The organism is Morganella psychrotolerans (assembly GCF_001676055.1).
In the GTDB taxonomy this organism is placed as follows: Bacteria; Pseudomonadota; Gammaproteobacteria; order Enterobacterales; family Enterobacteriaceae; genus Morganella; species Morganella psychrotolerans_B.
On record NZ_LZEX01000012.1, the window covers coordinates 427,078 to 440,624 of the forward strand.

A 13,547-nucleotide genomic window follows, 5' to 3' on the forward strand; every position below is an offset into this window, starting at 1 on the left:
GGCGCTGTCACCGCAGCCTTTTTTATGATCCAGACATTAGAGGGCGTGAAATATACACCTTATAAGGATGTAGCCGGTGTCCTTACGGTTTGTTACGGATATACCGGAAACGATATTCAGCCCGGTAAGACGTACACAAAAATGGAATGCCTGAATTTACTGCATGAGGATCTTACAAAAGTTCGCCGCGCCGTTGACCCGATGATAACGGTGCCGGTTGATGATAATACCCGTGCGGCTATTTATTCTTTTGTTTACAACATCGGGACAGGTGCGTTCTCCCGCTCCGCCATGCTGCGCAAGCTGAATGCCGGGGATATTACAGGAGCCTGTGACGAAATGAAGCGCTGGACATTCGCCGGTGGTAAACAATGGCAGGGGCTTATTAACCGGCGCGAAACGGAGAATGCGGTATGCCGTGGAATCCTATCGCACTGATTATTCTAGCTATTATCTTACTCACCGCCAGTCTTCTGGTTGGCTGTTATCTGTATTCACTTCCGAATTACTGTAAGCCGCTGCCGGGACATCCGCAGGCTGAGGTAGTTCATTACGAGTGTGAAGCACCATGAAGAATGTATTTTCAGTCTTACTCAATGGCTGGCTGTGGGCTGTGGTGTTCTTCGGGCTTTGGATGTTCAGTCTGCTGTCAGCCGGGCAATCGGAAGGGCAGTACAAAGATAAGGTTATCACTGACCAGCAAAAGGTGATTGATAACGCTTACACTAGCATCGATATCTTTGACCGCGTGGCCGCGGCGAACGCCAACCGTAATATGCGCGCCGAGGCGCAATCACAGGAGATGCAGATTGAATACCGCACAATCATCCGGAAAGAGCCGACCTGTAATCTGTATATTCCTCAGCCTATTTCTGATGGGCTGCTCAGCCACGTCCACGCCATCCGTGAATCAGCAATGCGTTCCGCTCCCGGCTTCACTTACACAACCGGTGTTGGTTCCACTACCACCCGCCGACTGACATATTGCCAGGCGGTTGAGTGGATAGAACCGCTGCTGACCGCGCTAGATAAGGCGAATGGGCAGTTGATGGATATTAATAAAATAAATGACAATCTATTTTGGCACCATGCCTATGAATGAAATTGACTATGAGAATTGTATTTGTTATTGAAAATAGTAATATATCGTCACTAAATCTAACTAATGATGGTGAGATATTATGTGTAACATTAGTAATAATAAAAAAGACAATAAAAATAAAAAAATAAATCCGAAGATAATAAAAGGTATTATAGTATTGATTCTTATCATATCTTTTGGTGCCGTGTTTGATTTTAATCTTGTCAAGATAAATACTAAGTCACTACTTGGTGTCGATTCGGTTACGGTTTCAACAAAAAATAATCAACATTCAAATAGCACAAATAACGGTAGTAATATTATTTCAGAGGTTGTCAATATTACTAATAATAGTATTGGTAATACAGTGGGGGATGGTTTTGATAATAAAAATAAAAACAAAGATATGGGTGATGTTTACGGTGAAGGTAAGGCATTGATAAGCAGTAAAGATAACTACAATGGAAGTGTTTCATTGGGTGGTAATAGAAAAATAAAATTGACAGATGATTCTGTTTTTTTTTGACCTTGTTAAATATGATAAACATATTAATTATTATATTCATGTTGGTAATGATAAAATAGTTTGTTCATTCATAAATAATCGCCCGAAAGAAGAGTGCATAATAACAAGAAGTAATTATTCAATAAGGTTTATTGAAGCTAGTGAAAGTAACCTTCTAGAATTTAGTGTCAGCTATGAGTGATTGCTGTATCTAAAAATCACGGACACTATACCATTTTAGTGACATCAAACCCTGCTAATTAGCGGGGTTTTTTAATACAGGAGACAACGTGTTTGAAATCATCATCCCTATCCTCACAGCAGTGGCTAGCTTTGTTGCCGGTGCGCTGGTCTACCGTAAACACGTAAAAGAAGCAGAGCGCATCATCAAGCAGGCGTAGGAGTTTAATGCCCGCTTACAGAGACGCCTTGATGAGCGGAGGAAGTAATCAATCACAAAGCCTGCTCAGCGAGTGGGCTTTTTAATTGGAGAAACCTTATGCCACCACGCATCCCCCGCGCCTGCCGCAAACGTGGCTGCGCAAAGACAACAACGGATCGCAGTGGTTACTGTGATGAGCACATCAATACAGGGTGGGAGAACCATCAGCAGGGTAAGAGCCGCCATGAGCGCGGGTACGGTACCAAGTGGGACAGGCTGCGCGCGGTGATACTGAGCAGAGATAAGCATCTGTGCCAGGAGTGTCTGCGTAACGGTCGTGCAACTGAAGCCAAGACAGTGGACCACATCACCCCGAAAGCACATGGGGGAACCGATGCAGAGAGCAACCTGCAAAGCCTCCGCTGGTGTGATTGGGTAAAGCTAACGGGCAGTTGATGGATGTCTGGAAAGCAGGCACTGAACAAAACGGGAAGCTTCAATCATGATAAGGGGGCAATACGGGAGATTGAGAATGAAGAGGCAATACATCCAAAAATTAGTACCAATTTACGAGGGAAGTCTATCATTGGTAGCTAAATATAGTTATTAGTAAAGTTATAAAATATTTTTCCGATATATAGTTTTTTATTAATATATTTGGAGGGTGTATGGATTTTTCAGTCTTAGTAACATTTGATCTTAATTATTGTAAAACTCCAGAATACAGAGTGATGGAAAGAACATTAACTGATATGAATTTTCAAACATCATCAGATCGCTCTGGTTTAGGCTTGCCAAGTAACACTTATCTCGGAATTATAGAAGTGCCTGATGTAGAAATGGATGTTGATGATATTCAATCGGGGGCGAAAGGCGCAATAAACTATGTTTCAACCAGACTTAGAAATGCGATTAAAGCAACTGGGAAAACTGGGAAGTTTTATGTAACTGCTGCACCAAAGGAGATGACTATCGATTACTGTTCAAGATAATATTTTAAATTATCCACAGTAAGTTAATTTTTCATTAAAAAGCCCACTCAATGAGTGGGCTTTTTAATTGGCAGAGAGAAAACACCATGAACCTTATAACTAATTGTTTATATATGTATTTATGGAAAGGTACTCCCGGAGGGGTACCCTAACCACGGGGCGGCGACCACGCGGGAAACGGCTCGTTTTCTAATTTCCATGCTGTCAGCAGCAGGTCTGCTAACTCTCTGATATTTCTTTGAAAATACACTATTCAGGTGACAAAACCCGTTTTGGACTGTCACCTCAGTGTTGTTTATCCGTCTGATTTTAATCAATAAATAAGGAAACCACCTGACAGTGTGAGGTGACAATGTCTAATATCAGCAATCTGGGGGACGCGTATCACTGGAGTGTTGCAAAGATTGCTGAAGCATTCGGGCTGAACCGGGGGACAGTCAAAAAGCGCCTGCTCGATGCAAATGTGGCGATAGCCGGAACGGTGCGCGGTAATCCGGTTTATGCGCTCCGCAGCATCGGTCCGGTAATCTTCAGTGCTGATGCAGAGAAAGACTCCGGCGGCATTCAGGACCCGGATCAGATGTCCCCGAAAGACCGCAAAGACTGGTTCCAGTCTGAAAACGAACGAATCAAGCTTGAAACCTCTCTGCGCCAGCTGATCCCGGCGGAAGAATCTCATCGTGAAATGGCAACCATTATTAAAGCAGTGGCACAGGTGCTGGATACCTGGCCTGATCGGCTGGAGCGTGACCACGGCTGGCGACCTGAGCACATTTTGCTGGCGCAGGATGTGGTGGATGAACTCCGTGATTTGCTGGCGGCGGAAGTGGAAAATGCGGAGGATACTCAGGAATGAGTTCAGGCTATGCATCAGCGGCACAAATACGCCGTGACGTTTCCGTTCTGTTAAGACCTCCGCGCCGGATACCGGTTGCGGCGGCAGTAAAAAAATACATGCGGGTGCCGATGGGCAGTGGCAGTGCCATGCCGTGGGAAGATACTCTGACGCCCTACATTATAGAGCCGATGAACTGCCTGACATCCCGTCAGTACGATGCAGTGATATTTGTCGGTCCGGCACGAACCGGTAAATCGCTGGGGCTTGTCGATGGCTGGATTGTGTACACGATTGTATGTGATCCGGCAGATTTCCTGCTTATTCAGATGACCGAAGATAAAGCCCGCGAACACTCTAAAAAGCGGCTTGACCGGACATTTCGCGTCAGCCCGGAAGTCGCGAAACGGCTGAGTCCGCGTACCAACGACAACAACGTTCACGACAAAACATTCCGCGCCGGTAATTACCTGAAAATCGGCTGGCCATCAGTCAATATTATGTCGTCCTCCGATTACCGTTTTGTGGCACTGACCGACTACGACCGTTTCCCGGAAGATATCGACGGAGAGGGCGATGCTTTTTCCCTTGCGTCCAAACGTACCACCACCTTTATGTCAGCCGGAATGACGCTGGTGGAAAGTTCACCCGGACGGGAAATTATTGATCCGAAATGGACGCCTTCCTCTCCCCACGAAGCTCCGCCGACCACCGGTATTCTGTCACTGTACAACCGGGGCAACCGCCAGCGCTGGTACTGGCCGTGTCCGCACTGCGGAGACTATTTTCAGCCTGCTTTTGATGCCGTTGCCGGTCACCGGGACGACCCTGATCCGGTCGCAGCGAGTGAAGCCGCTTACATTGAGTGTCCGCATTGCCGTGGTCATATAGCGGGCAGTGAAAAACGAAAACTGAATAATCTCGGTGTCTGGCTGGCAGATGGTCAGGTGATTGATAAAAATGGCACTGTCACCGGAGACGGGCGGCGCTCACGGGTGGCGTCGTTCTGGATGGAAGGTCCGGCAGCTGCCTATCAGACGCTGTCCCAATTGGTTTACAAATACCTGACCGCCGAACAGGAATACGAACTTACCCTGAGCGAGGAAACGCTGAAAACGGTGATCAACACGGACTGGGGGTTGCCGTACCGGCCGAAACATTCACAGGAGCAGCGCCAGGCAGAAGAATTGCTGGCGAGAACAGAAGATCTCGGTGTGCGTTGTGTGCCGGAAGGCGTCCGTTTTCTGGTGGCGGCAGTGGATGTGCAGGGCGGCAAAAAACGCCGGTTTGTCGTTCAGGTCACCGGATACGGTGAAAAGGGTGAGCGCTGGATTGTGGATCGGTTTGATATCACGCAATCACTGCGGACAGATGAACGCGGCGAATGTGTCAGGATCCATCCCGGATCATACCGCGAGGACTGGAAACTTCTCATTTCGGATGTGCTGGAGAAAACCTATCCCCTGCGGGCGCATCCGGCGATCCGGATGGGCATTATGGCGCTGGGTGTTGATTCAGGCGGAGAACCCGGTGTGACCGACAATGCTTATTCATTCTGGCGTGAGTGCCGCCGTGAGGGTCTCAGCCGCAAGGTGTTTCTGTTCAAGGGCGGCAGCCGCAGGGGCGGATCAAAACTTATTACCAAATCCTATCCTGACAATACCGGGCGCTCTGATCGTCACGCAAAAGCGACCGGAGATGTGCCGTTGTACCTGTTGCAGACGGATAATCTGAAAGACAGGATTGCCGCCGTACTGAGCCGTGATACGCCAGGACCGAACTATGTCCATTTTCCGGACTGGCTGGATGATTCATTTTATGACGAACTGACTTACGAAGAGCGGGGCATTAACGGAAAATGGGAGCCGCCCGGCAGAGGTGCAAATGAAGCCTTTGACCTGATGGTCTACACCCATGCGCTGGTTATTCTGAAAGGGTATGAAAAAATCAAATGGGAGAAACCGCCGCCCTGGGCGCGGCTGCCTGATCTCCCGCCGGAAAATACCACATCCCTCGCTGACACCACTATTATCTCATCAACAGTACCCGCTAAACCGGATAAGCCGAAAAAGCGTAAGGCGGCTTCGGCGTGGGTGCCGGTTTCACCATCAGGAGGTGGCTGGATATGACTATTGCGGAAATTGACGACATGATCCGGCAGTACATGGAGGCAGAGTGCGCGGTATTACAGGGTAAAAGCGTCATGATGAACGGCCAGTCTATGTCGATGGAGAGCCTGAGCGAAATCCGCAAAGGGCGCGAATTCTGGGAGAAACGGCGCAGTAATCTGATGGCATCCCGCGCCGGGAAGCCGGGTTACAGACTGGTGAGGTTCCGGCGGTGAGCCTGATTGATAATGTCATCGGTCTGGTTTCGCCCGGCTGGCAGGTGGCACGGATGCGCTCACGTCTGCAAATCAAAGCGTATGAGGCAGCGATACCGACCCGCACTCACCGCGCACGGCGGGAATCCCGCAATGCCAATCAACTAGTGAGATTAGGCGGGCGGTCACTGCGGGAGCAGGCACGGTTTCTGGATGATAATCACGACTTGGTGATCGGTCTGCTGGACAAGCTGGAAGAGCGGGTGATAGGTGCGAAAGGCATCATTGTTGAACCGCAGCCTCTGCTGCGCGGCGGGGAGCTGGCGGATGACCTGGCAAAACAAATTCGGACAGCCTGGGCGGAATGGTCGGTCAGCCCGGATGTCACCGGACAGTATACGCGGCCAGTCCTTGAGCGCCTGATGGCACGCACCTGGCTGCGTGATGGTGAAGTATTCGGGCAGATGGTTGCCGGACGCGCCAAAGGTCTGGAAAGAAAACGCGGCGTGCATTTCTGGATAGAAGCGCTGGAGCCTGACTTTGTCCCGCTGGAGCAGGATGTACCCGGCAGCAATATCTGTCAGGGCATAAAACTCAGTGAGTGGGGGCGTCCGGTCAGCTACAACGTGTACAAAAATATGCCGTCAGCACTGTTCCAGTCGCAGGATCTGAAAACGATTACAGCGGAAAACATGCTGCACCTGAAATTTACCCGCCGTCTGCATCAGCTGCGCGGTAACAGTCTGCTGTCCGGCATCCTCATCCGCCTCAGCGCCCTGAAAGACTATGAAGATGCCGAACTTACCGCCGCCCGTATCGCCGCTTCCCTCGGCATGTATATCAAAAAAGGGGATGCGGCTAATTACGTTTCAGAAGATGTGCCTGACGAACGGGAGCTGAATATTGAACCGGGCATTGTCTTTGATGATTTAGCGCCGGGAGAGGAAATCGGCATGGTCAAATCTGATCGTCCGAACCCGAATCTGCAATCGTTCCGTAACGGACAACTCCGCGCTGTCGCCGCCGGCAGCCGGGGAAGCTATTCCAGTATCTCCCGTGACTATAACGGGACGTACAGTGCGCAGCGTCAGGAACTGGTCGAATCCTTTGAGGGATACGGCATTCTTCAGGACGCTTTTGTGGCGGCAGTCACCCGCCCGATGTACCGCCGCTGGTTAAAAATAGCCGTAGCGGAAGGCGCAATTGTGGTTCCGCCGGATGTCGATCCTGCATCGTTGATGAATGCTATTTACAGTGGTCCGGTCATGCCGTGGATTGATCCGCTGAAAGAGGCTAAAGCCTGGCAGGTTCTGCTGCGCGGTGGCGCGGCAACGGAAGGTGAATGGGTGAGAGCGAGAAGCTCGAGTCCTGCTGATATAAAACGCCGCCGCAAAGCGGAAATTGATGAAAACAGAAAACTGGATCTGGTATTTGATACCGATCCTGCAAATGACAAAGGAGCGGCTGACGATGAAAAATCCGCGAAAGAAGATGATTAGCCCGAAAGCCAGTGCACCGGTTAACAGCTGGTTTCGTATGAAAGCGAAAGCGGGAACAAAATCAGCGAATATTTATATCTATGATGAGATTGGCAGTTGGGGGATCACTGCAAAACAGTTCTCGAAAGAGCTGTTGGCGCTGGGGGCACTTCGTGACATCCATCTGCATATTCACTCACCCGGCGGAGATGTATTTGACGGCATCGCCATTTATAACCAGCTGAAAGGGCATGACGCGAAAATCACGGTATATATCGACGGACTGGCGGCATCAATGGCTTCCGTTATCGCCATGGCGGGTGACACGGTCATCATGCCGGAAAACGCCATGATGATGATCCACAAGCCATGGGGTGGTGCCGCCGGAAACGCAGATGAAATACGGGATTACGCCGACCTGCTGGATAAAGTGGAAAACGTTCTGATCCCGGCGTATGTCGCCAAAACCGGAAAACCGGCGGAGGAAATTGCCGCCATGTTAGAGAGTGAAACCTGGATGAACGGCGACGAATGTTTGTCTCTCGGTTTCGCTGATCAGGTTACTGACCCGGTGCAGGCGATGGCTCGTATCACGTCCAAACGCACTGAGGATTTTATTGCTATGCCGCAAGATTTGAAAAATCGGATCTCACCCAAAAATATTGCACCGGCGGCGGTCATTCCGTCTGTAACTACGGAGGATGATACCGCAATACGTAACCAGATCCGCACAGAGGAGCAGACCCGCCTGAACAGTATCAAAGATGTGTTTGCCCTGTTCGGCAGTCAATATAACGAACTGATGATGGCATGTGTGACAGATACGCAGTGCTCTCCGGAAACTGCCCGCGTAAAGCTGCTGGAGACATTAGGTGCAGAATCTACACCGTCCAATAAAAATAATGCACATATCCATGCGGGGAACGGCAATTTCACCGGTGACGGTATCCGCGCCTCAATAATGACCCGCGCCGGACATGAAGAAACTCAGGCGGATAATGTCTACAACAGCATGACTCTGCGTGAACTGGCGCGCATGTCATTGACTGAACGTGGTATCGGTATCAGCACTCTGAATCCGATGCAGATGGTCGGCATGGCATTCACGCACAGCACCTCGGACTTTGGCAATATCCTGACAGATGTGGCGTATAAATCGCTCATTACCGGATGGGAAGAGGCGGAAGAAACATTTGAAAAATGGACGAAAAAAGGTCAGCTCAGCGATTTTAAAACCGCACACCGCGTTGGTCTGGGTGGGTTTCCGTCACTGCGCCGGGTGCGTGAAGGTGCGGAATATAAATATGTCACCATCGGGGATAAAGGGGAAACCATTGCGCTGGCAACCTACGGGGAGTTGTTCAGCATTACCCGCCAGGCGATCATCAATGATGATATGAATGCCCTGACTGATATCCCGGTAAAACTCGGACGCGCAGCCAAAGCCACGATTGCTGACCTGGTTTATGCCGTTCTGACTGAGAATGGAAAACTGAGTGATGGCAAGGCGCTGTTTGGCAGTGACCGCAAAAATACACTGACCGGCGGCATGGATGTGGACACCATCAGCAAAGGCCGCACTCTGATGCGCCAGCAAAAAGAAGGTGAGCGTTCACTTAATATCCGCCCGGCATTTATGCTTGTCCCTACGGCACTGGAGACTCAGGCAATTCAGGTGATCGGCTCCGGCAGTGTGAAAGGGGCAGATGTTAACGCCAACATTATGAACCCGGTCCGCAATATCGCAGATATTATTGTTGAACCGCGCCTCGACGATGCCAGCGAAAAAGGCTGGTATATGGCGGCACGTCAGGGCAGTGATACCATCGAAGTGGCTTATCTGAATGGTATCGACACCCCGTATATCGACCAGCAGGAGGGATTTACCTCAGACGGCGTGACCACAAAAATTCGCATCGATGCCGGTGTGGCACCGCTGGATTATCGCGGGTTGGTGCGGGTGATAGAACGAGATCTATCGTGAGTGATATTATTATTTTTTGGTATGAAATATATCGGTTTTTCAGTGAGATTTTTCGTGGTGTTTTTTATTTATTGTTTATACGCTATTTTTAATGTGCTCTGGCTATTTGTACGATTTATTATAGCTTTTAAAATGTTTTTATGGTAGTGCTTTATCGGACGAAAAGTAATAAGGGTTAGGATGTTTAGTCTTCTTATAACTGAAGGTGTAGTTACAGTACCAAGGTGGTTTTAGCATTAAATAGTTTGGAAGCCAGAGTACTTTCTAGATTTAAAATCAGTGTATTACAAGTAAAAATGCTACATTTTGAGAGGTATCGATGCATGATATTGTTTGCAGATTATTATTACTGTACTTGATAAATTCAGTTACATTATTTTTTATTGCATGTTACATTCTCTAATTAATATTGGTTAATTTATATTAGAGGAAAATTCTATGAGTGATAACAAGTGTCGCGTATTTATATCCTATAGTTGGGATAGTGGTGAGCATAGAGATTGGGTCAGAAAACTCGCCGATTCATTGGAGTCTGATGAAAATTTTCATGTTATTTGGGATGGGTATGATTTAGATAGTTTCACGGATAAGAATAAATTTATGGAGCAGGCTGTTTTTGATTCGGATTATATTGTAGTCGTCGGAACAAAGCAATATAAAGAAAAGGCGGATGATCGACGTGGTGGTGTAGGAATTGAAACATACTTAAGTGCAGTAGCTCATTGGAAAAAATTTAGAAAATAGTCATAAAACAAAAATAATTTTAATTTTAAGGGAGCCCGACTCTGAGCCAAATTATTTACAGGGACACATAAATATTAGGTTTTTAGATGATGAAAAATATCACGAAAGTATATGTGAATTAAAAAAAACCTTAAAAGGGGATAAGTTAATTAAAAGGCCAGAAAAAAAAAGAAACAACTAAATATAGAGTTTACTAAGACTAGCGAATTAGTGGGATTACATCACAAGAACAAGGAGAAAGTATTTTCTGTAAAAGATTTTTCAAAGGAAAATAGAATTAAATATGATGTTTGGAAAATAGTTAATTTAATGGGAGCCGATTCATTTGTTGTAACACTTCATCCTCATATTATTATTGCACAGACATTGAGGAGCTTGTTTTATTTTTTACGCGACAATGGCATTGATGAAAAGGTAAATATACTTATATTAAGTCATTCTTTAATAAAAGACTTATCAATAATACAAAAAATTTAATATAAAAAATGAGAAAATATGATGATTATATATGGAATTTTTGTGTTAGTACAGAAGTTAAACATTTCCCAATACCAAATGTAATTGATTTTTATACAATTCAAGAAATTAAAGATAATAACGGAAAGTTGTATGATAATGCTGTAACTTATTTATCTAATATGGATAACAATAAAAAAAAATGGGGACTCTATAAATTTAATCATCGGGTCTGGTGGAATAGGGAAAACATCGTTATGTCACTCATTAGCGAATAAATTAAGAACGCTTTACCCAAGTTATTTAATTATTTTTATAAGTTCTGAGGATATAAAAAATCTTGCAAATGGAAATACCTCATTTCATACAAAAATAAGTAGTTTGTATGACTTGTATCAAATGGAATCAAAGTATCTTGAAAATGAAAATGTCTTTGATGAAAATACATTTAATGCATGTATACTGTCTGGAAAAATAATAACTATAATTGATGGATTAGATGAATTGGATTCTGTTTTTAATGAGAGTTTTAATTTGAATTCATTTTTGAAATCTATCGCTGGATTTAATTCAGAATTAGGTGACAGTTATTTTATAATGACATCTAGAGAGGATATTGGATTTTCTAATGAATTACTTGATGAGTTAAATATTAATAAACTAACACTTCTTGGGTTTAATATTAAGAATTGTAAAAATTATTTATCACAACGATTTAATAAATACCCTAATTCTGAGCGAATTGTCAGCGTGGTATCTTCAAAAATAGAAGATTCTTCGTTATTAGAAGAACAGAGGGTAGTACCATTTTTTGTAGATGTTATATCCACTATGTATGAAGATGGGTTATCTGATGGTGATGAAAATTTAAATTTTGATCTAATAGAAGAAATAACACCATATCCATCACTAAATAAGCTCAATGATTATTTAATATATTCTATTTTTAGAAGAGAAAAAACAAGGCATAATTTAAATGAAAGCGTAGAGTCCATGGTAAAAACATTCATGGATTTATGTTCTGATTTTCATGATTCTTGGCCTATTAATGATTTCAAACAAACAATAGAATTAAGTTATGACAAAAATGTTGATGAGTATGTATCTCAAGTTAAGAAAAACCCTCTATTAATTTCTGATAAAGAACGTATAAGTTTAAGATACAGTTTTTTGAAATTATATTTCATTACATTGGAGTTATATTCTTTCTTCTTAAATGGAATTGCAAATGAAACATTTGTTAGGTTAATAAATAGAATTAATAATGAGTCAAAGGAAATTAATGATATATCTTTCTTTGTTGAGCATAGCGATAATTATAAAGAAAATTTAAAGAAAATGATAAATTCTTTAAAAAGCAATATAGTAGAAAATAACGAGCATTATGAAAAAACAAGAGTTAATGAAAATGTTAAAGCTATAGAGAAGGTAATGTTTGTTATATACGTTATAAATAAAAACTCACCTTCAAATTTTACAGAGTTAATTAAATTTATATATAGTGATAATAAAAATATAAGCAAATTGTTTATTAATGGAGATGTCCATTATATTGATTTTTCCGATCTCAATGTTAGATATAGCCAGTTTCAGAATTATAATAAGTTCTTGAATTCTAATTTTTCTGGTGCTAGATTTGAATTTTGCAAATTTTATCATTGCCATAATAAAAATGTAAAGAACTCAAATATAACAGATGCCTATTTTGATCAGCGAAACTGTGAGATGAATGATTTATCAGAATCGATATCTATATTTAATCATAGAATAAAAGCTGACGATGATAAGGTTAATGAAGACCTAAAGAGTTTTCTTTCTTGTTTTTATAGGGCGGGTAATTTTAGAGATTTAAAAATTGAGCATATATCGTTTTCGCGCCATGTTGATAAATTAAGAGAGAGTGAGTTTAATAAAATAATAAGGGCTGGTTTTATATCAGTAGCATCTGAAAAGGTCATAGGTAATTTCTACGAAATTCATAAGGATTATAGACATAGTGTAAGAAGATTTATTATGGATGGACTGGAAGATTTAAAAATAAAAAAAATAATAGAATGGATTAAGGGGTAGTATAAAAGCATTAAGTTTAACATTAGGCAGGTATATATTTTGTATGTATCTGCCTTGTTTTTTATGATATATTGATGCGGTTTATTTTTATTTTCTTTAATTTTTGTGGGTGATATCAGTAATTAATTACAGTATTAAGATATTATTACCAATAATAACAAGCCGATGTGTATGCTCATCCCGATCTGAACCCCAGCAAAAATTTCCCACTGCTGATAAAAATCATCCATATTCCGGATTTCAGTCAGCGGTCTGTCCATTTGAGTGCCGTCAGAAATATAAACATGAAATCCTGACTGGAAAGCCCAGACGATCATCGTTTCCCAGAATCGTTTTCCATCACTGGTTTGTTCTTCATCCGTTACGACAATACTGTGATTCTTTAGTAAATCCGCGAAAAAGGTTCTGGGTAAATCTCTGACTGCAGAGTCATGTAAAGAGGAAACAGTACGCCAGACTTTAATTTGGGTGCATGTCGTTCTGCCGTACACGATATCATCACGGAATCGTAATGCGACGAGGTAAACAGTTTCTGGTGTATCTCCTGCCGCAATGAGACGGTATTGGTCTCGGTAAGTGTCAAGGTAGTTGTCACCCTTTGTTAATTTAGGCAGCCTGTTTTTCCCGCTCAGGATTCAGGGTGACGGTCTCTTTTCTTTGCCAGTTCCGGGTATCTCCGGACCACCGTTCGGGATGG

The 13,547-nt window shown here is 44.0% G+C and carries 13 protein-coding genes; all 13 read left to right on the top strand.

The features are described 5' to 3' along the window. The first annotated feature begins 24 nt into the window (after positions 1-24). The 13 genes from AYY17_RS10420 (at position 25) to AYY17_RS10475 (ending at position 12,850) form a co-directional block, all read left to right on the top strand. Entirely contained in the window at positions 25-438 is a 414-nt protein-coding gene (locus AYY17_RS10420; RefSeq protein WP_235845347.1) for a lysozyme, read from the top strand. Continuing rightward, entirely contained in the window at positions 414-572 is a 159-nt protein-coding gene (locus AYY17_RS21865; protein WP_202906402.1) for a hypothetical protein, read from the top strand. The genes AYY17_RS10420 and AYY17_RS21865 overlap by 25 nt, the downstream gene beginning before the upstream one ends. Then, positions 569-1,102 carry a hypothetical protein gene (locus AYY17_RS10425; RefSeq protein WP_067423497.1) on the top strand — a complete coding sequence of 178 codons (534 nt, stop codon included), beginning with the start codon at positions 569-571 and terminating at the stop codon, positions 1,100-1,102. The genes AYY17_RS21865 and AYY17_RS10425 overlap by 4 nt, the downstream gene beginning before the upstream one ends. Before the next feature lie 79 nt (positions 1,103-1,181). After that, the gene (locus tag AYY17_RS10430) at positions 1,182-1,607 is read left to right on the top strand and encodes a hypothetical protein (protein WP_067423499.1); all 426 of its coding nucleotides are present in this window, start codon (positions 1,182-1,184) and stop codon (positions 1,605-1,607) included. Positions 1,608-2,085: 478 nt separating this feature from the next. Then, positions 2,086-2,424 (top strand): HNH endonuclease, encoded by a 339-nt coding sequence (locus AYY17_RS21235; RefSeq protein ID WP_082981361.1) that lies wholly within the window; start codon positions 2,086-2,088, stop codon positions 2,422-2,424. A gap of 212 nt (positions 2,425-2,636) precedes the next feature. Beyond that, a complete protein-coding gene (locus AYY17_RS10440) occupies positions 2,637-2,960 on the top strand; it encodes a hypothetical protein (RefSeq protein WP_067423503.1) in 324 nt (107 codons plus the stop codon). Between the two features lie 352 nt (positions 2,961-3,312). Then, positions 3,313-3,816, top strand: a complete 504-nt coding sequence (locus AYY17_RS10445; RefSeq protein ID WP_067363804.1) for a DUF1441 family protein — start codon at positions 3,313-3,315, stop codon at positions 3,814-3,816. Then, positions 3,813-5,924: a phage terminase large subunit family protein gene (locus tag AYY17_RS10450; RefSeq protein ID WP_067423505.1), complete on the top strand. Its 2,112-nt coding sequence runs from the start codon at positions 3,813-3,815 to the stop codon at positions 5,922-5,924. Before AYY17_RS10445 ends, AYY17_RS10450 begins: the two co-directional genes overlap by 4 nt. Then, entirely contained in the window at positions 5,921-6,139 is a 219-nt protein-coding gene (locus AYY17_RS10455; protein WP_067423507.1) for a hypothetical protein, read from the top strand. Before AYY17_RS10450 ends, AYY17_RS10455 begins: the two co-directional genes overlap by 4 nt. Next, entirely contained in the window at positions 6,136-7,617 is a 1,482-nt protein-coding gene (locus tag AYY17_RS10460) for a phage portal protein (protein WP_067423510.1), read from the top strand. The genes AYY17_RS10455 and AYY17_RS10460 overlap by 4 nt, the downstream gene beginning before the upstream one ends. Beyond that, on the top strand, positions 7,589-9,580 hold the full coding sequence (locus AYY17_RS10465) for a ClpP-like prohead protease/major capsid protein fusion protein (protein ID WP_067423511.1): 1,992 nt from the start codon (positions 7,589-7,591) through the stop codon (positions 9,578-9,580). The genes AYY17_RS10460 and AYY17_RS10465 overlap by 29 nt, the downstream gene beginning before the upstream one ends. Before the next feature lie 438 nt (positions 9,581-10,018). Beyond that, the gene (locus AYY17_RS10470) at positions 10,019-10,324 is read left to right on the top strand and encodes an SEFIR domain-containing protein (protein ID WP_067423513.1); all 306 of its coding nucleotides are present in this window, start codon (positions 10,019-10,021) and stop codon (positions 10,322-10,324) included. A gap of 855 nt (positions 10,325-11,179) precedes the next feature. Next, entirely contained in the window at positions 11,180-12,850 is a 1,671-nt protein-coding gene (locus tag AYY17_RS10475; RefSeq protein WP_162271110.1) for a hypothetical protein, read from the top strand. Positions 12,851-13,547 lie beyond the last annotated feature (697 nt).

What these genes read in the sequence shown, in the direction of transcription:
- AYY17_RS21235 (WP_082981361.1), top strand. Translation starts at nt 2,086, where the DNA reads ATGCCACCACGCATCCCCCGCGCCTGCCGCAAACGTGGCTGCGCAAAG.
- AYY17_RS10445 (WP_067363804.1), top strand. Translation starts at nt 3,313, where the DNA reads ATGTCTAATATCAGCAATCTGGGGGACGCGTATCACTGGAGTGTTGCA.
- AYY17_RS10475 (WP_162271110.1), top strand. Translation starts at nt 11,180, where the DNA reads ATGGAATCAAAGTATCTTGAAAATGAAAATGTCTTTGATGAAAATACA.
- AYY17_RS10425 (WP_067423497.1), top strand. Translation starts at nt 569, where the DNA reads ATGAAGAATGTATTTTCAGTCTTACTCAATGGCTGGCTGTGGGCTGTG.
- AYY17_RS10450 (WP_067423505.1), top strand. Translation starts at nt 3,813, where the DNA reads ATGAGTTCAGGCTATGCATCAGCGGCACAAATACGCCGTGACGTTTCC.
- AYY17_RS10455 (WP_067423507.1), top strand. Translation starts at nt 5,921, where the DNA reads ATGACTATTGCGGAAATTGACGACATGATCCGGCAGTACATGGAGGCA.
- AYY17_RS10420 (WP_235845347.1), top strand. Translation starts at nt 25, where the DNA reads ATGATCCAGACATTAGAGGGCGTGAAATATACACCTTATAAGGATGTA.
- AYY17_RS10470 (WP_067423513.1), top strand. Translation starts at nt 10,019, where the DNA reads ATGAGTGATAACAAGTGTCGCGTATTTATATCCTATAGTTGGGATAGT.
- AYY17_RS10440 (WP_067423503.1), top strand. Translation starts at nt 2,637, where the DNA reads ATGGATTTTTCAGTCTTAGTAACATTTGATCTTAATTATTGTAAAACT.
- AYY17_RS10465 (WP_067423511.1), top strand. Translation starts at nt 7,589, where the DNA reads ATGAAAAATCCGCGAAAGAAGATGATTAGCCCGAAAGCCAGTGCACCG.
- AYY17_RS10430 (WP_067423499.1), top strand. Translation starts at nt 1,182, where the DNA reads ATGTGTAACATTAGTAATAATAAAAAAGACAATAAAAATAAAAAAATA.
- AYY17_RS21865 (WP_202906402.1), top strand. Translation starts at nt 414, where the DNA reads ATGCCGTGGAATCCTATCGCACTGATTATTCTAGCTATTATCTTACTC.